Here is a 16,828-nt window from a genome sequence, read left to right on the forward strand (position 1 = left end):
CGGCAGCTTTGGTTGCCGGTCCGCAGCGTCCCCGTAGTTAAACGGATATAACAAGCCCCTCCTAAGGGCTAGTTACTGGTTCGATTCCAGTCGGGGACACCATAAGCCAATATACTCACCGCTATCAAAACCCGATAAACTCAGTACCCCACAAGACGTTAAACCACTTTCATCGCCCAAATATTCCCTCACGGGATATCTAATATTATCAGTAGGATGTGAGTCAAGATCCCATAGTCTGGCACATCTCTGAATATTAAAGGTATAATCCCACACACGATTTAATCGATTTTAGAAACGAAAATGACAAAACTAACATTACAAGAGCAGATGCTTAAAGCTGGATTAGTCAGCAGTAAGAAACTAGAGAAAGTGCAAAGAACGGCTAAGAAATCACGCGTCCAGGCTCGTGAGGCGAGAGAAGCCGTAGAATTAAACAAAAAGACGCAAATCGAGCGTGATAAGCAGCTGAGTGACCAACAAAAGCAAGCAGCCTTATCTAAAGAATATAAAGCGCAGATAAAACAACTCATTGAAATGAACAGGATCGTCATCTCAAAGGGTGACATTAGCTATAATTTCACAGATAATAATTTAATTAAAAATATCTCTGTGGATAAAGCTACTCAGACTCAGTTAATAAGTGGTCGCCTCGCTATTGCTCGCCTGATTACTGATAATAACAGTGAGGGTGAATATGCGATTATACCTGCGATCGTGGCCAATAAAATTGCACAACGGGATGCGAGTTACATAGTATTAAGTGCTGAACTCAGTCAGGAAGCTAAAGACGAAGAAGATCCTTATGCCGACTTTGTTGTCCCTGATGATTTGATGTGGTAAACCGGATCCTACGGGCAACGGACTGTAACCCTTGCCCTTATCTCAATTCTTTCCGCACAGTCAAAAACGAATACAGAAGAACACGTTATAACAGTATTAATGCCTCGTTGTAATTTACCGCGTGATTAAACCCATTATCAACAAACAGCTTACTCCCCCACACTTCAGCAACTTCCAAAAACATGTTAAATCATATTTTAGTTCCATTCATTAAAATGCTACCATTGTTAAATCACGCGAATGGAGTAATAGCATGTTCCCCAACAAAAAGTATTCACAAAGAGCAAGCCCGCTAACTAGCTATCAATTTTCTCGCTTGCATACTTTTGAATGTGTCGCCCGTCATTTATCCTTTTCATTGGCGGCAGAAGAACTGTCAATTACTCCCAGCGCGGTAAGCCATAGAATTAACTTGTTAGAAAAAGAATTGGGGTTTCTTTTATTTCAACGTTTCCATCGCAGAATTACACTGACGCCTGATGGCGAACGTATGCAATGGTCGTTAAGTCACTCCTTTGATGCCCTGACCCAAGAAATTCTTGATATTAAAAACCGTGAATTGACGGGCACCTTGACCATTTATTCACACCCCTCGATTGTACAATGCTTGCTGATACCCAGAATCAGCGATTTTACTGCTCAGTATCCCACCATTCATTTAAACATTCTCACGGGCCAGGAAAATATCAACCTGGCCAATCGGGGCGTCGATTTAGCACTGTATTTCGGTCGTCTGCCGTCGGGCAAGCAACTGGACGAAGCCTTTATGCAAGAGAGCATGGTCCCAATCTGCACTGCGCAATACGCCCAAAAGCATAATCTCTACAACGCTCCTGAAAACCTGGCACATTGCACTCTACTGCACGATCGCTACAACTCAGGTGAAGACGAATGGCTAACCTGGTCAGAACATTTTAATTTAGGGTTGGATACCGACAGCAAAAGCATGGAGTTCGATCGCTCAGATCTGGCTGTGCTGGCGGCAACACAGCATCTTGGCGTTGCGATGGGCCGACTTAATTTGGTACAAGACTGGATTAAAAGCGGTGAGCTGATTATTCCGTTTACCAATATGACTCTACCTTGCGAACACTGTTATTTTATTTCAACCACAACCGAACGCCAGTGGCCGAAGATCATTGCTTTCAAACAGTGGATGATGAAGATAGCACCTCTGGCCTAATGGCCAGAGGCATTAGCAGGTTTCTATTACCATTTTTTTGGAATATAAGAAAAATCCAGTGCACAGCTGTACAAACGTCCGGCCTTAGAATAATAAATATGCTTGCGGTTGTTATCCCATGCCACAGAGTCATTATTAGTAAACTTCATTATTTCCACCGGCTTCTGATTAGATAAACGTCTTCGCCGAATGTTTTCCATCACAAAAAAATCGCCGTTATCACTTAATGTTATTAAAGGATAACCCCAGGCGTACTTGGATATTTGCACCGTGATAGTGAATTGGCTTTCGCAGATTATTTGGTAGCTGTGTATATCAACATCCATAATTTATATTTTTGGTGCAATCCTTCTGTCAAGATAAAACAAGTAAGAGCAACTTACGACAATAAGACCTAAAACGATCAGTACAGAGCCCAGCACAAATTCAATCTGTAACGGTTCCCCTAAGATCACCACCCCGGCTAAAATGCCAAAAATGGGTGTCATAAAGGTCAGAATCCCCAGCGAGGATGCCTGATAAACGCGCAGTAAAGAAAACCAGATCAAATAGCTGATAAAAGAGACAACAATCGTTTGGAATAACAGGCTGATCCAGGCCACATGGCTCAGATTAAAATGCACGCTCTCCGCCGTCATCGCCAACAGAGATAATAGAATGCAGGCCCCTGTGAGTTGGAACAGCAGCGTTTGTTTTGACGAGCAATTTGCCAGACTCGTGGTCCGGATGACTATTGTCGATCCCCCCCAAGCCAGCCCGGCCAACAAACCATATATATCCCCACGCAGCTGACTTTCTGCGCCGGTACTCCCGTCGATACCTGTGATAGCAAGTACGACACCGCCAAAGGCGATGGCGATACCTGCCCACTGTATGATCGATAAACGTTCATGCCTGATAAAAAAATGCAGGCCCATAGCGGAGAATAAAGGTGCGGTGTACAAAAAGACCGCCATGTGTGACGCGCTGGTATAACGTAAGCCTTCAGAGACAAAAAAGAACTCCAACGCAAACAGCAACCCAATGCACAGACCAGCTAACAACGTGGAACGGTCACGGACAAATTTTTCACCTCTGTAACGCGTCAAGAGATAGACCGCTAAAGCGGCGATGCCTGACCTGATAGCGATTTGCAACACGGAAGATATGTCGGGCTCTGCCGCTTTGATCGCCACCTGCTGCAAACCCCATACAGCGCATATCATCATCATGGCGGCGGCAGCTCTGCCGTCTATGTTGTTTCTGGAACTCATCATCCCCCCTGCTAACCACGTATCTCAGAATACAACCTGCCCTCACCACGAATAAAAATGGCGATATATATGCCTGATAAAAACCTAAGATTTATTCTTTATAGACCACTATTTCTTGGTACATTTTAATCACCTCACTGTCACTATCTACGTCACCGGTGTATTCAGTCTGCTGTGCCACATGAATAACCTTCCAGCCACGTTTCGCCAAACCAGGAATAGTCACTTGACCGATTTCACGGCAAGTAAAAATCGTATCATCACTCAATCTCAACTCACCAATGCTTGCATAATCATATGCTTGCGAATGACAAACATGTGACTCTGCCGCCATCAGTGGTAATGAAAAAAAACCTAAAAACAATGTGAGATAAAATTTCATAGCGACCTCAAAATCCCTTATTAACTCAGTAAACCTTGTAAAACTTTCCGAAAAATAAAAACGAAAAATATACGCATTAAAATATCTCTGGCCACAATTAAATTACACGGCATATGGCATTCACTGACAAGTGAAAAATATAATGCTTTGTGTTAGCTGAATTCATCCGAGTGCTGTCACCACCTGTCAGTCAATGCGTTGATGCCCCCCTAACGTCAGTTTCTCGTGCTCCCCTCCTGCGAGTGGTTAAAAACAAATCAAATAATTAGCAAGAAAAGTAACTTTTTGTGATCAAGATCGTGTTAAATATGCGCCCGCTTTTACAAAACCAAGAAAAGCGATGAAAACGCTCAGGAAATTTCCTGAGCAAATCACTGATGCACGAAGGTTCAGTGAGAGTGGCAAGCATACACAGGGATATAAAATGACATACAAATTGCGCGCATTAACTCAGGCAGTTGCTCTGGGGCTGGTCGTTGGCAGTGCTTCTTTTGCTGCCCAGGCTGAAATTACTCTGCTGAAGCAGGATCCTCAGGCTGGCGATCCGCTGAGCCGTCTTAACTTTACGGTCGGCGGCAGTATCCGTCCGCAGTTCAACAATATGACTGGCGACAGCGATAAAGGCTCTTACAAGCGTAACGGTTTCGACGGAGGCACCCGTTTCCGCTTTGCCGCTGATTATTACCTGTTCGACGATATTAGCTGGATCAGCTACTACGAACTGGGTGTGAACATTCCTGCGCTCTTCAACTGGGATAATCACTATGCCGATGGTGCTAACAACACCAGTCGCCGCATGTTGTACACCGGTCTGAAAAGTAAAACCTGGGGGCAATTGACCTTTGGTCAGCAAAACAGTGTGTACTATGACGTGGTCGGCGCCAAAACCGATATTTGGGATTACGACATGTTGGCCCAAGCACCGGGGAACGGCATCAACGGCGATTACGACGGCTCTTATCGTTCACGTAAGATGCTGAAATACAAAAACACCTTCGGTGACGCAGACGTTTACGCTTCCTATCTATTCAGCGACAACGAATATCTGCCGGGCAACGGTCTGCGCTACAAGCGCGAGGGTGGCGGTTCACTGGGTGTGGATTACCACCTGACGCCGGATCTGACCTGGGGCACCGCGTGGAACTATACCCGCGCGGAGATGCGTGACCCATCCACCAACACCACAAAAGATTACGATCAGAACATCCTGGGTACGGCGCTGAGCTGGAAACCAGATAACTGGACACTGACCTTCGGTGGCGGTTGGTACAACAACTTCCTGACCAATAAAAAAGCCAATGTTAACGACTACTTCGCCGGTGACGCCTGGGGTATTGAGTATCTGGCCGGTTACACCGTACCTGTAGGACAATATGCGGTGAAATCCGTGATGCCATACTTTATGGGTGACCGCCTACAGTACGTGAGCGGCCGTGATTATCAGCGTATTGATAACGGCTTGGGCGTTACCGTGCAGTTTGATTATGGTTTCCGCGTCGATGTGGAACACGTGCTGACGTCAAGCACCGATAATCTCGGTGATATGACCCTGGTACGTCTGCGTTACGATTTCTAATCACTACCGACGTAAAAAAGGCCGCTTCAGCGGCCTTTTTTATCGATGCATAATATTAAAATCCGCCGCGCGCCGAACGGCCCACGGCCTCTCCCAACTGCCACACTGCCATCGCATAGTGCGTGCTGTGGTTATAGCGGGTGATCGTGTAGAAGTTAGGTAAACCGTACCAATATTGATAGCCGGTACCAATATCCAGACGCAGCAGGCTGGCCTCTTGGTTATCACCCAGTGAGCCCTGTGGACTCAGGCCTGCCGCAGCCAGGCTAGCAACGGAATAACGCGTTTTAAACCCATTTTCCAACCCTGGAGCCTGACCGTTAGCCTGTACCGCAACAGGTTCACCCTTAGTCCAGCCGTGTGCTTTAAAGTAGTTAGCAACACTGCCGATAGCATCCACCGGATCCCACAAGTTAATGTGACCGTCACCGTTGAAATCTACAGCGTAACTTTTAAATGAGGACGGCATAAACTGACCGTAACCCATAGCGCCAGCAAATGAACCGCGCAGTTCCAGCGGGTCATCCCCTTCAGTACGTGACATCAGCAGGAAAGTTTCCAGCTCGCCAGCAAAATAGTCGGCGCGGCGCGGATAGTCGAACGCGAGGGTAGACAATGCATCGATAATGCGGGTTTTACCCATTACGCGGCCCCAACGGGTTTCAACGCCGATAATGCCGACAATGATTTCCGGCGGCACGCCGTAGACCTGGTAAGCACGCTGTAGCGCATCCTGATACTGATTCCAGAACTGCACGCCATTTTGCACGTTATCCGGCGTAATAAATTTATTGCGATAGCGCAACCAGGAACCGTTCGGTCCTGAAGGTGCTTGTGTGGATGGCGTTGGCGCCTGGCGATCCATCAAGCGCAGTACAGAGTCTAACCGCCTGGCCTGGGCCAGCACGTCATGCAACTGCTGACGATCGAAACCGTGTTCCTGCACCATTTTATCGATAAAACGGGCGGTGTTCGGGTTGTTGGCAAAATCGCCCCCCAACGGCTGACCTGAATGTGCTGGTGTCAGCAGAAAACCGCCTTTCACGGTGTTGTCCTGCGGCGTGGCTGAGGTCGGCTTCGGCCCGCTGCTACAGGCAGTGAGTAAGGTAAGCAGAGGGAGAAGAACAACTAAATGACGCATCGGATATCCATATAAGCCAGGCCAGTGATAAGTGGTGATTATGTTAATCCATTGTCTGATGCGAACAAACTGGATTATGTCACTCATCACAAGGCAGCGCGCCAAAATAGCCAAAAACGTGACGATAAGCACAGAAACAAAGAATTAGTTAGGGTAAGCAACTATCCCGTAAAAACCTAAACCCTGATTCAATGAGAACAGTTATCATATTGACACACCGCTGAACACCACTACACTGCCCCTCCTTTTGGTTACAACCCTGTCAGCGATGACGGAAACAACGGAATGTTATTTTGGACTCTCTCGGACAGATCGCTAAAAATGTCTTTAAGCGCCGCATGACACGTAAGGAGTATGTTTTCTCCGTCATTGTGTTCGCCGCGGGTCTGGCACTGTTGTCATACCTGTCACCTTATCTCGATCAAAACCTGTTTCGCACCTATGCAAACGGTGATATCGGCGAGTTTTTTGCGGTATTTGTCTACCTGCTGTGCATTATGCTGTGGTCACTGTGCTGGATCGGTTTAACCTTTTGGCTGGTAGCCCGCACTGCATTTCGCCTTAATGACATCGGTACACCTGGCTGGCCTCTGGCGCTAGTCCTGTATCTGCTCAGCATCGTGAATAATTATTACCCCGGCCCGGTGACACGCTGGCTAATCGTTATTAGCCTGATTGGGATATTATGTGCGCTATTACTGCCCTCGGGATTACGCACGCGTAAGCCAATGAGGGTCTAACCATCGCCACTGGCTATCTGCAAGCCAAGCAGTCACAATGCCGCATCACTCCGCGCCAAACAGGAAATACCATGTCTTGCCACTACCCCGCCCATTACACCTTTGATAACGATAGCGATGCCTGGCAGATCCACTTTCGTGATTTTCCTGAACAACAGGCCGCCTGCTATAAGCGTGAAGATATAGAGCTTGAAGCCCAGGAAAGCCTGTTGATTGCCATCAAGCTGGAAATGGAAGAAGGCCGACCGGTACCTTCGCCTTCTCGCGCCTTACCGGAAGAATTAGCTATCCACGTACCCGTGCTGGTCAAACTCAAACTCGAGCTGCATAACATCATGTTGACCAACAGCACCTCTAAAGCGTCCCTGGCACGTAAACTCGGGTTTAACGCTGGGCAAATGGATCGCCTGCTGGACGTCGCCTACGCCTCAAAGGTGGAAGCACTGGAGCAAGCCCTTTACCTGTTAGGCTATGAAGTACAAACCTCGGTAGCAGAGATTCGCCAACAATAAGATAAATATTTTTTTCAGGGGCTAAATATTCTTCATTTTTCGCCGATGTGTTCATTACCGAACCATCAAGAGCAAAAGTGAAGGCTAAAAATGGAGTGGAGTCGCCGTAATATTTGGACCGTTATTCTGCTGTCGTGCCTTGTCTTCTGGGTCATCTTGTTGACGGGCGCAAACGCCGTCGCCTGATCCCTTTTCATAACATCACAGCAAGTACAAATATAAAGCCCGTATCAACGGGCTATTCCCTTCTTTTACCTGATAAAAATGGTAAATAAAAATCGTTTAAAAACAGTAACCACTGGTTAATAAACGGCCAAAAAATGTGATCAAAAACACAGTATTGTAATCAGGCTCATATTGGGAGTACATTAGCCCCGATCCTGTCGTGGTTCATGTTTTACCTCACGGACTTTGAAACACGACAACCGGATAATCTGTGGTTAAGGACGTTGTTCTTCATGTTGAAGGATCCGCCTAATCACCACAAACTATCCACAAAATACTCAGCACAACAATCGGGATCATTGGCTTGCGAGGGACTCCAAAAGGGAGTTGTTCAGTGAAATATTTTGTTATGGGCGTTTCATTCATGTTGGTTACATGGATTGGCACCTTTATGCTGATGGTTGCATAAACCAAGGCATGTCCAGGAACATAGATAAAGGGGCGCATAAGCGCCCCTTTGTTGTTTCTATACTTCTGCTATTTTCCCGGCATCATGCGGCGTAGAGTGTCATCCTTACGCAGATAATGGTGGTATAGCGCTGCCAACGTATGCGCGCCAATAATAAAATAGCCGGTATTGGCGAGCGTTTCGTGCGTGCTTTTAATAACATTACGCAGTATCGGATTCGGTGTAACGAATTGCGGAACTTGCCAACCCAACAACACCCACTCTTTCCCTCCATAAGCCAGCGTCAGAACACCAAGCACCGGTAAGGTCAGGAACAACACATAAAGCAGGACATGGAAAATTTTTGCGCTCCATTCCTGCCACTCCTCAAGTGGTGGCGTGGTTGGCGGTGTGGCATAACGCCGCCGCAGCCCAAGCCGGATGAACATCAGCAAGAAGACCATCAAACCAAAGTTAAAATGCAGATTTTTTACCAGTGGCGCCATATCATCCGGTACCGAATCCTTCAGCAGCATTGCTGAGTAAGTCAGGATCACCATCAGTAACGTCAGCCAGTGCAAAACGATCTGTGATTTCGCGTAACGATTACCCATACACTCTTCCTGATAAATAAAGAAAATCTTATTAGAGGATAGTGGGTAAATGATGAAGAAAACCTTAGCAGAAAGAAAAAAGGCCGGAGCGAATGCGCCGGCCCAAAAGGATTATTTGGTCACCGTAGGACTGCTTTTGCTTGGCTTGATCAGCCCGTCAGCCCGGAACATGGCTTTGATACCGCGCACCGCCTGACGAATGCGGTCCTGGTTTTCGATCAACGCGAAACGCACGTGGGTATCGCCGTAGTCACCAAAGCCGATACCTGGCGAGACGCAAACTTTGGCTTCCGCCAGCAGGCGTTTGGCAAACTCCAATGAGCCAAGGTGCGCATAAGGCTCTGGAATTTTTGCCCAAACGTACATAGAGGCTTTCGGGTTTTCCACCATCCAGCCTGCTTCATGCAGCCCTTTTACCAGCACATTACGGCGTTGACGATATTGCTCTGCAATATCCAATACGCATTGCTGATCGCCTTCCAGTGCAGCGATAGCCGCGACTTGCAGAGGGGTGAAGGTGCCATAGTCGTGGTAGCTTTTGATGCGCGCCAGCGCGTTGACCAGCTCGGGATTGCCGACCATGAAACCAATTCGCCAGCCCGCCATATTGTAGCTTTTCGACAGCGTGAAAAACTCCACCGCAATGTCCTTGGCGCCAGGCACCTGCATGATCGAGGGTGCTTTCCATCCGTCATAGACGATGTCGGCATAGGCCAGATCGTGGATCACCAACACATCATATTGTTTAGCCAGTGCGACTACGCGCTCAAAGAAGTCCAGCTCAACACACTGGGCCGTCGGATTCGACGGGAAGCCGAGGATCATCATTTTCGGGCGCGGTATGGTTTCACGTATGGCGCGCTCCAGCTCACCAAAGAAATCCACACCGTCCACCAGTGGCACCGAACGCACCTGAGCACCAGCAATCACCGCACCGTAAATGTGGATAGGGTAGCTCGGATTCGGCACCAGCACGGTGTCACCGTGATCGAGCGTCGCTAACATCAGGTGTGCCAGCCCTTCTTTTGACCCTATGGTGACAATGGCTTCGCTTTCGGGATCGATCTCCACCTGGTAGCGATCAGCGTACCAGCGTGAAATAGCACGGCGTAAACGCGGGATACCGCGCGAGGTGGAATAACCGTGGGTATCGTCACGTTGTGCAACGGTACAGAGTTTTTCCACAATGTGCGGCGGTGTTGGCCCGTCGGGGTTACCCATGCTGAAATCGATAATATCCTCGCCGCGACGGCGTGCAGCCATCTTCAGTTCGGCGGTGATGTTAAATACATAAGGGGGAAGACGTTCAATACGCGTAAAACGGCGTTGCGGACTATTATCAGCCATAGATACCTCGAAGAGACGTTAGCGCCCGGACCATCCGAGCGACGCTGGCCAACCTAAAGATTGACCGGATATTGAACATATCTCAGCCTTGGCAGGCTTGTCGATACCCGGCACAATATTTTTATTTAGCGCCCCTGAATTCCTGCTCCAACAGCCCGAACTGCCAGTCATCGCGCCATTGACCTGCCAACTGGTAGTTATCACGCAACGTGCCTTCCAACAGAAAACCACAGGATTCCAGCAGTCGACGCGAAGCGATATTGCCTGCGGTCACAGTGGCCGTCACCTTGTGGTAACCGCAGGCGTTAAAACCAAAATCCAGCACTGCCGGCAACCATTCTTTGCCATACCCTTTGCCCTGTGCCTCAGGCAAACAGCCAAAACCGACTTCGGCCTGTTGATAGGGTAACCATTGTGAACGAAAGCCCGTCATACCCAGCGCCTGCCCGCTTGCCTTATCGCGGATCACCAAACACAACCATTGATCCAGGTGCTTATCCCAGGTCGGTAAACGGGCCTCGAAACGACTGCGGATATCCTCTTCACTGCATGGATCGGCGATGTAGTGGATCACCAGCGGATCCTGATACAGACGTAAAAATAGCGGCCAGTCGTCGGCAGTCAGCGACTGCAGGGTCAAGCGCTCAGTGACCAACTTCATTGCTTTTGCCTCCTAAAAACATAAATCTCCGAAAAACGAAAATGAGGAAGTTACGAATGAAAGATATCCCTTTATTTTCCTCTATTAAATTCAGATAATAATTAACGTTAAAACAACAAAACCATAACGCCTTACCCGGTCCCCTACAACCGTTCGTCGTTGCCCACCCGCAGCACGAGGAGAACACCATGGCTTCTTTACACATTGACGATATTCCAAGCGCGATTAAAAGCGTCAAACAGCAATTGCGACAAGCATTACCGAATTACCGTGAAACCTTTTTGGCGCTGGAGGACAATATCCGCCAGCAGGTCGAACAAATCCGCCAGGAATTGGCTGCCGGTCAGAACCCGGTTCCGCAAATCGATGCCGAAGATATCCTGCAACAACGCGTCAGCGAGCAGCAAAAAACGCTGATCAAACAGCGCGGCGCTTGTGCCATCCGTGGTGTATTTCCCCGCGAGAAAGCCACTGAGTGGAACCGAGAAATCGGCAATTACCTCGACCGCAACAACTTCGTCGAGCGCTTAAAAGGCGCGGCAGAAGACAACTATTTCGGCAAACTGGCTGCCAGCAAGCCACAAATTTACGGTATTTACTGGTCGAAACCGCAGGTAGAAGCACGTCAAGACGCCCGCATGCACGCGGTACAGGTATTCCTCAACAGCCTGTGGGAAACCGAAAGTAACGGTAAACAACATTTTGACCCAACGCGTGTCACGACCTATGCCGATCGCACTCGCCGCCGCCCACCGAACTCTTCATCGCTGGGCCTGTCACCGCACGTAGACAGCGGCACCATTGAGCGTTGGCTGGATGAAAACTTCCGCTATGTCTATCGTCATGTGTTCTCCGGCAACTGGCAGGATTATGACCCGTTCGCCGCCGATGGCCGTACTGAAGTGCGTGAGATAGCTTCACCGGCAGTGTGTTCGATGTTCCGTACCTTTCAGGGCTGGACGGCACTGACGCCACAGCGAACCCATGCAGGCACACTGAACCTGGTCCCTGTCGCCAACGCCATGGCCTATGTGCTGCTGCGTGCACTACAAGATGACGTTGCCGATGACGATCTGTGCGATGCAGCTCCCGGTCGTGCACTCTCGATATCAGAGAAATGGCATCCCCTTTTAATCAGTGGGATTTCCCCTATTCCTGATTTAGAGCCCGGTGACACTGTTTTCTGGCATTGCGACGTCATTCATGCCGTAGAAAACGAACATCACGGTGAATTCGACAGCAACGTGATGTACATCGCTGCCGCGCCGGGTTGCGAGAAAAACGATGCTTACCTGCAACGCCAACTGCCCAGCTTTATTTCTGGCAAAACACCACCGGATTTCGCCCCGGATGATTTCGAAGTTGATTTCATTGGTCGTGCCACAATCGACTTACTGACACCGCTCGGCAAAGAACAGTTAGGCATTAAATAACGTCATCCCCCGTGGTGCGCCGTCCGGCCGCCACGGGTCCCTACGCTGTGATATACTTCTCCCCTATTTCCACCGCAACGAGAGCTTGTCGTGCACCCTTTTTTTGAAATGCTGCTAGCGGTGTTTGACCGCGCCGCGTTGATGCTAATTTGCCTGTTCTTCCTCACCCGTACCCGGTTGTTCCGCCAATTGCTGCAGAAAGAGGACCATACGCCGCTTGAACTGGGTATGGTCACCGCTATTTTCTCGCTGTTTGCGCTGTTCAGTACTTACTCCGGTGTCAATGTTGAAGGCTCGCTGGTCAACGTAAGGGTGATCGCCATCATGGCTGGCGGCATTTTGTTCGGCCCCTGGGTGGGGATCGTTACCGGCATCATCGCCGGGGTGCACCGCTACCTGATCGATATCGACGGCATTACCTCCATCCCTTGCCTGATTACCAGCATCATTGCCGGTATCAGCGCCGGGTATATCAATCTGAAGGTAAAAAAAGAGCAGCGTTGGCGGGCCGGGATCCTCGGCGGTATGTTGTGCGAATGCTTAACCATGTTGTTGATTGTGTTGTGGGCTAAGCCGACCGAGCTGGGGCTGGATATTGTTTCCCAGATTGCGCTACCGATGATCCTTGGTACGGTGTGTATCGGCCTTATCGTGCTGCTGGTGCAGAGCGTTGAAGACGAAAAAGAAGTGATCGCCGCCCGTCAGGCCAAGCTGGCACTGGACATCGCCCGCAAAACGCTGCCCTATTTCCGCAATATTAACAGCGAATCACTGGCTACTATCTGCGACATCATTCGCCATGATATTCAGGCCGACGCCGTAGCAATCACCGATACTCACCAGGTTTTGGCTTATGTCGGTGTGGGCGAAGAAGCTTATCCGATGGGCCGTGAAGGGTTGAGTCGGGTGACTCGGGAAAGCATCCGGCACGGTAAGATCATCATCAAAAACAACCTGGAAAATCCGGCCACGCCGCAGATCCACTCGCAATTGGTGATCCCGCTGTGGGAGAAAGGCGAAGTGACCGGCGCGCTGAAAATTTACTACTGCCATGCACACCAAATCACCAATACGCTGAAAGTGATGGCTGTCGGCCTGTCGCAAATTATCTCGACCCAGATGGAGGTGTCACGCATTGAGCATCTACGCCAGATGGCGGATAAAGCGGAAATGCGCGCCTTGCAAAGCAAGATTAACCCGCACTTTCTGTTTAATGCGTTGAACGCGATTTCCTCTTCGATCCGCATCAATCCGGACACCGCACGGCAGCTGATTATCAATCTGTCACGCTACTTGCGTTATAACCTGGAACTGAACGACGAACTGATCGATATCCGTAAGGAACTGCATCAGATCCAGGACTATATCGCGATCGAACAAGCACGCTTTGGCGCCAAGCTGACGGTGATTTATGACATCGATGACGACATTTCGGTGCGTATCCCCAGCCTGCTGATCCAGCCATTAGTGGAGAATGCCATTGTACATGGCATCCAACCTTGTAAAGGCAAGGGCGTGGTGGTGATTGCAGTGAAAGACCAGGGTGACAGGGTTAAAATTTCGGTCAAAGACACAGGGCACGGTATCGATCAGAGCGTCATCGAACGCGTCGCCCGCAACGAAATGCCAGGGCACAATATAGGTCTGCTGAACGTGCATCACCGGGTATCCTTACTGTACGGTGAAGGTCTGCGTATTCGCCGTCTCGAACCCGGTACCGAAATTGCCTTTTACATCAGCAAAAATGGCGGCAAACTACAGGTGGAAAATAGCGCACTGCCCGCCGGGGAGCCATCATGAAAGCCATCATTGTTGAAGACGAGTTCCTCGCCCAGGAAGAACTCAGCTACCTGATCAAAAAACACAGCAATATCGTCATCGAAGCCACCTTCGAGGATGGATTGGACGTGTTGAAGTACCTGCAAAACCATCAGGTCGATGCCATTTTCCTCGACATCAACATCCCATCGCTGGATGGGGTTCTGTTGGCGCAAAATATCAGTAAATTTGCCCACCGCCCTTCGATTGTATTTATCACCGCCTACAAAGAGCATGCGGTAGAAGCCTTCGAAATCGAGGCGTTTGACTACATCCTCAAGCCCTATCACGAAGCGCGAATCGTCACCATGTTGCAAAAGCTGGAGGCACTGCATAACCGTCCCGCAAGTCTACCGGAACAAACCAGTGCACCAAGCCGCAACAGTAACAGCATTAATTTGATCAAAGACGAACGGATTATCGTTACCGACATTAACGACATCTACTATGCCGCTGCCGATGAAAAAGTGACGCGGGTCTACACCCGGCGCGAAGAATTTGTGATGCCGATGAACCTCACCGAGTTTTACAGCCGCCTGCCTGAAGAGCATTTCTTCCGCTGTCACCGCTCTTACTGTGTCAATCTGTCGAAAATTCGCGAAATTGTGCCTTGGTTCAACAATACCTATATTCTGCGGCTGAGTGACCTGGATTTCGAAGTGCCAGTCAGCCGCAGTAAAGTCAAAGAGTTTCGCAAACTCATGCGGTTATGATCGCCAGAGATTACCAGCGCGGTCCAGGACCATAGTAATAGCCCGGAGGGGGTGGCGGTGGCATGCGGTAATGCGGGCGATCATGCCATTCACGCCGTGGCGGGCCGTAATAAATCACCCGTGGTGGCGGACCATAATAATAACCGCGCGGGCGTTCATAAACCCGATGCTCAGACCACCAGCGAGGGTCGCGCCAGCGGTAACCGTCCCAATAATGACCACGGTTATCACGATCGCCAATGTGCAATGACAGACCTGGCACATTCACGCCGATAGATACGTCCGCATGACTCACCAACGGCAGTGACAGCAACGCGGCCAATAACAACACTGTTTTCTTCATTTCAACGACTCCTACAGAGCGGAACCCGTCCGTTCGCAGATAACATAGATCTGCGCCACCCGCCGCTCTATAGGAACAATGCCCATTTACGCCTTTCACACACATCCTTCACAATTCAAACACAATCGTGACGAGGAGATTAGCGATAAATCGCTAACATTCTTGATATAGATCACGTGTCATCAGGTGCATTTCATCCCCTTTTACCCCCTAAAACGGCAACTCATGCACCACCAGATGCATTTCATTCCTTCCTTCGTGCAACTCATTCCCGATCCGCCGCCGGCTGGTACTACCAGCCATATAATATGCCCATACCGCGGGGTTCACGACATCGCCCGCAAATTTCAGCCAACGGCTAACGCCCGGCAATGCACACACAGGAAGGAGCCCGGCCATGAACACCAAACCGGCAAATCGCAGCTTAATCGTTCTGGGTACCATCATCTGTCAGATGGGCCTCGGTACTATCTATACCTGGAGCCTGTTCAACCAGCCGTTGGTCGACAAGTTTCACTGGGGCCTCGGCGACGTCGCGACCACTTTCTCCATCACCAGCTTCTTCCTGGCTTTCGCCACGCTGTTTGCCGGTAAACTGCAAGAGCGTTTCGGTATCCGCAACCTGACACTGTGCTCAGGCATCCTGGTTGGCCTGGGTCTGATTGCCAGCGCCTACGTCAGCTCACTGGATATGATTTATCTGCTGGCCGGCGTGGTGGTCGGTTTTGCGGTCGGTATTGCTTACATCTCTACCCTGTCTAACCTGATCAAATGGTTCCCGGCCAACAAGGGACTGATCTCCGGCATCTCGGTGGGTGCTTTCGGTAGCGGTAGCCTGTTGTTCAAATACGTTAACGCCGCACTGATTGCCGACGTTGGTGTCTCGTCCGCCTTCTTCTACTGGGGTGCCATTGTGATGGCGCTGATTGTACTGGGTTCCCTGCTGCTGAAAGAGCCGGTCCTGGTAAGCCAGTCTGCACAGCAAAGCGCAGGTGGCTTGGGCAATGACTTCAGCGTACGTCAGATGTTGGCGACCAAAGAAGCCTACCTGCTGTTCATCATCTTCTTCGCTGCCTGCATGAGCGGTCTGTACCTGATTGGTATCGTGAAAGACATGGGCGTTCAACTCGCGGGGATGGATTTAGCGACTGCCGCCAATACCGTATCTGCTGTTGCTATCTTCAACACCGCGGGACGTATCATTCTGGGTACGCTGTCAGATAAAGTGGGCCGTATGCGCGTCATCAGCTTCACCATGCTGGTTACCGTGCTGGCGATTGTGGCGCTGAGCTTCCTCACCCTGAACCACACGCTGTTCTTCATCTGCGTCGGCGCCGTCGCCTTCTGCTTTGGTGGCAACATCACCGTATTCCCAGCGATTGTCGGTGACTTCTTCGGCCTGAAAAATCACAGCAAAAACTACGGCATCATCTATCAGGGCTTCGGTCTGGGCGCACTGGCCGGATCGTTTGTCGCTAAATACTTCGGCGGCTTCCACGCGACCTTTATGGTGATTGGTGTACTGTCCGTTGCTTCACTGGCTATCACCCTGTTCATCAAGGCACCGAAAGCCGTTGCGCAGGAAGAAGAACACTTCTCGCAGGTGGAGCTGGCCAAAGCCTAATCCCTTGAACTATAAAAGGGGCGCAACTTAAC

The 16,828-nt window shown here is 49.8% G+C and carries 17 protein-coding genes and 1 tRNA gene; 11 read left to right on the plus strand and 7 right to left on the minus strand.

Features of this window, described 5'->3' with window-relative positions:
* Positions 1-27 precede the first annotated feature (27 nt).
* The 3 genes from SGBXF1_RS17145 (at position 28) to dsdC (ending at position 2,026) form a co-directional block, all read left to right on the plus strand.
* Positions 28-102, plus strand: a tRNA-Arg gene (locus tag SGBXF1_RS17145).
* Positions 103-303: 201 nt separating this feature from the next.
* Positions 304-843: a DUF2058 domain-containing protein gene (locus SGBXF1_RS17150; RefSeq protein WP_037423664.1), complete on the plus strand. Its 540-nt coding sequence runs from the start codon at positions 304-306 to the stop codon at positions 841-843.
* Positions 844-1,096: 253 nt separating this feature from the next.
* Complete coding sequence (gene dsdC / locus SGBXF1_RS17155) at positions 1,097-2,026, plus strand: DNA-binding transcriptional regulator DsdC (RefSeq protein WP_037423665.1); 930 nt, start codon at positions 1,097-1,099, stop codon at positions 2,024-2,026.
* 329 nt (positions 2,027-2,355) lie between these two features.
* Here dsdC and SGBXF1_RS17160 read toward each other — a convergent pair whose 3' ends face one another.
* Positions 2,356-3,279, minus strand: a complete 924-nt coding sequence (locus SGBXF1_RS17160; RefSeq protein ID WP_061808063.1) for a DMT family transporter — start codon at positions 3,277-3,279, stop codon at positions 2,356-2,358.
* 91 nt (positions 3,280-3,370) lie between these two features.
* The gene (locus tag SGBXF1_RS17165; RefSeq protein ID WP_130381570.1) at positions 3,371-3,661 is read right to left on the minus strand and encodes a hypothetical protein; all 291 of its coding nucleotides are present in this window, start codon (positions 3,659-3,661) and stop codon (positions 3,371-3,373) included.
* Between the two features lie 424 nt (positions 3,662-4,085).
* Here SGBXF1_RS17165 and SGBXF1_RS17170 point away from each other — a divergent pair, with 424 nt between their 5' ends.
* The gene (locus tag SGBXF1_RS17170; RefSeq protein ID WP_037423673.1) at positions 4,086-5,237 is read left to right on the plus strand and encodes a porin; all 1,152 of its coding nucleotides are present in this window, start codon (positions 4,086-4,088) and stop codon (positions 5,235-5,237) included.
* A 55-nt stretch (positions 5,238-5,292) separates the two neighbouring features.
* Here SGBXF1_RS17170 and mltB read toward each other — a convergent pair whose 3' ends face one another.
* Positions 5,293-6,378: a lytic murein transglycosylase B gene (gene mltB / locus SGBXF1_RS17175; RefSeq protein WP_037423676.1), complete on the minus strand. Its 1,086-nt coding sequence runs from the start codon at positions 6,376-6,378 to the stop codon at positions 5,293-5,295.
* Between the two features lie 338 nt (positions 6,379-6,716).
* Here mltB and SGBXF1_RS17180 point away from each other — a divergent pair, with 338 nt between their 5' ends.
* The 3 genes from SGBXF1_RS17180 to ypdK all read left to right on the plus strand — a co-directional run bounded on the left by SGBXF1_RS17180 (position 6,717) and on the right by ypdK (position 8,264).
* Complete coding sequence (locus SGBXF1_RS17180) at positions 6,717-7,118, plus strand: hypothetical protein (protein WP_420329891.1); 402 nt, start codon at positions 6,717-6,719, stop codon at positions 7,116-7,118.
* Positions 7,119-7,189: 71 nt separating this feature from the next.
* The gene (locus tag SGBXF1_RS17185) at positions 7,190-7,630 is read left to right on the plus strand and encodes a type II toxin-antitoxin system HicB family antitoxin (protein WP_130381572.1); all 441 of its coding nucleotides are present in this window, start codon (positions 7,190-7,192) and stop codon (positions 7,628-7,630) included.
* Between the two features lie 559 nt (positions 7,631-8,189).
* Positions 8,190-8,264, plus strand: a complete 75-nt coding sequence (ypdK, locus tag SGBXF1_RS17190; protein ID WP_104410986.1) for a membrane protein YpdK — start codon at positions 8,190-8,192, stop codon at positions 8,262-8,264.
* Positions 8,265-8,332: 68 nt separating this feature from the next.
* On the opposite strand, the gene SGBXF1_RS17195 is transcribed toward ypdK, so the two are convergent.
* From SGBXF1_RS17195 to SGBXF1_RS17205, 3 genes are all read right to left on the minus strand, one after another.
* Positions 8,333-8,857 carry a cytochrome b gene (locus SGBXF1_RS17195; protein ID WP_037423688.1) on the minus strand — a complete coding sequence of 175 codons (525 nt, stop codon included), beginning with the start codon at positions 8,855-8,857 and terminating at the stop codon, positions 8,333-8,335.
* A 111-nt stretch (positions 8,858-8,968) separates the two neighbouring features.
* Positions 8,969-10,204: an alanine transaminase gene (gene alaC / locus SGBXF1_RS17200; protein ID WP_061808067.1), complete on the minus strand. Its 1,236-nt coding sequence runs from the start codon at positions 10,202-10,204 to the stop codon at positions 8,969-8,971.
* Positions 10,205-10,325: 121 nt separating this feature from the next.
* Positions 10,326-10,865, minus strand: coding sequence for a GNAT family N-acetyltransferase (locus SGBXF1_RS17205; protein ID WP_037423693.1), 540 nt, complete (start codon positions 10,863-10,865; stop codon positions 10,326-10,328).
* A 188-nt stretch (positions 10,866-11,053) separates the two neighbouring features.
* Here SGBXF1_RS17205 and SGBXF1_RS17210 point away from each other — a divergent pair, with 188 nt between their 5' ends.
* From SGBXF1_RS17210 to SGBXF1_RS17220, 3 genes are all read left to right on the plus strand, one after another.
* The gene (locus SGBXF1_RS17210; RefSeq protein WP_186427248.1) at positions 11,054-12,298 is read left to right on the plus strand and encodes a DUF1479 domain-containing protein; all 1,245 of its coding nucleotides are present in this window, start codon (positions 11,054-11,056) and stop codon (positions 12,296-12,298) included.
* A gap of 108 nt (positions 12,299-12,406) precedes the next feature.
* Positions 12,407-14,098 carry a sensor histidine kinase gene (locus SGBXF1_RS17215; protein WP_037423770.1) on the plus strand — a complete coding sequence of 564 codons (1,692 nt, stop codon included), beginning with the start codon at positions 12,407-12,409 and terminating at the stop codon, positions 14,096-14,098.
* A complete protein-coding gene (locus tag SGBXF1_RS17220) occupies positions 14,095-14,829 on the plus strand; it encodes a LytR/AlgR family response regulator transcription factor (protein WP_061808069.1) in 735 nt (244 codons plus the stop codon). Before SGBXF1_RS17215 ends, SGBXF1_RS17220 begins: the two co-directional genes overlap by 4 nt.
* 10 nt (positions 14,830-14,839) lie before the next feature.
* Here SGBXF1_RS17220 and SGBXF1_RS17225 read toward each other — a convergent pair whose 3' ends face one another.
* Entirely contained in the window at positions 14,840-15,172 is a 333-nt protein-coding gene (locus tag SGBXF1_RS17225; RefSeq protein ID WP_061808070.1) for a DUF2502 domain-containing protein, read from the minus strand.
* A 397-nt stretch (positions 15,173-15,569) separates the two neighbouring features.
* On the opposite strand from SGBXF1_RS17225, the gene SGBXF1_RS17230 reads away from it, so the two are divergent.
* Positions 15,570-16,796, plus strand: a complete 1,227-nt coding sequence (locus SGBXF1_RS17230) for an L-lactate MFS transporter (protein WP_186427249.1) — start codon at positions 15,570-15,572, stop codon at positions 16,794-16,796.
* Positions 16,797-16,828: the final 32 nt, after the last annotated feature.

The organism is Serratia grimesii, assembly GCF_900186025.1.
GTDB lineage: Bacteria > Pseudomonadota > Gammaproteobacteria > Enterobacterales > Enterobacteriaceae > Serratia > Serratia grimesii.

Coding starts and splice junctions, on each gene's coding strand:
- SGBXF1_RS17180 (WP_420329891.1), top strand. CDS start 6,717: ATGACACGTAAGGAGTATGTTTTCTCCGTCATTGTGTTCGCCGCGGGT.
- SGBXF1_RS17225 (WP_061808070.1), bottom strand. CDS start 15,172: ATGAAGAAAACAGTGTTGTTATTGGCCGCGTTGCTGTCACTGCCGTTG.
- mltB (WP_037423676.1), bottom strand. CDS start 6,378: ATGCGTCATTTAGTTGTTCTTCTCCCTCTGCTTACCTTACTCACTGCC.
- SGBXF1_RS17185 (WP_130381572.1), top strand. CDS start 7,190: ATGTCTTGCCACTACCCCGCCCATTACACCTTTGATAACGATAGCGAT.
- SGBXF1_RS17160 (WP_061808063.1), bottom strand. CDS start 3,279: ATGAGTTCCAGAAACAACATAGACGGCAGAGCTGCCGCCGCCATGATG.
- SGBXF1_RS17215 (WP_037423770.1), top strand. CDS start 12,407: ATGCTGCTAGCGGTGTTTGACCGCGCCGCGTTGATGCTAATTTGCCTG.
- SGBXF1_RS17230 (WP_186427249.1), top strand. CDS start 15,570: ATGAACACCAAACCGGCAAATCGCAGCTTAATCGTTCTGGGTACCATC.
- SGBXF1_RS17170 (WP_037423673.1), top strand. CDS start 4,086: ATGACATACAAATTGCGCGCATTAACTCAGGCAGTTGCTCTGGGGCTG.
- SGBXF1_RS17220 (WP_061808069.1), top strand. CDS start 14,095: ATGAAAGCCATCATTGTTGAAGACGAGTTCCTCGCCCAGGAAGAACTC.
- alaC (WP_061808067.1), bottom strand. CDS start 10,204: ATGGCTGATAATAGTCCGCAACGCCGTTTTACGCGTATTGAACGTCTT.
- SGBXF1_RS17165 (WP_130381570.1), bottom strand. CDS start 3,661: ATGAAATTTTATCTCACATTGTTTTTAGGTTTTTTTTCATTACCACTG.
- SGBXF1_RS17205 (WP_037423693.1), bottom strand. CDS start 10,865: ATGAAGTTGGTCACTGAGCGCTTGACCCTGCAGTCGCTGACTGCCGAC.
- SGBXF1_RS17210 (WP_186427248.1), top strand. CDS start 11,054: ATGGCTTCTTTACACATTGACGATATTCCAAGCGCGATTAAAAGCGTC.
- dsdC (WP_037423665.1), top strand. CDS start 1,097: ATGTTCCCCAACAAAAAGTATTCACAAAGAGCAAGCCCGCTAACTAGC.
- SGBXF1_RS17195 (WP_037423688.1), bottom strand. CDS start 8,857: ATGGGTAATCGTTACGCGAAATCACAGATCGTTTTGCACTGGCTGACG.
- SGBXF1_RS17150 (WP_037423664.1), top strand. CDS start 304: ATGACAAAACTAACATTACAAGAGCAGATGCTTAAAGCTGGATTAGTC.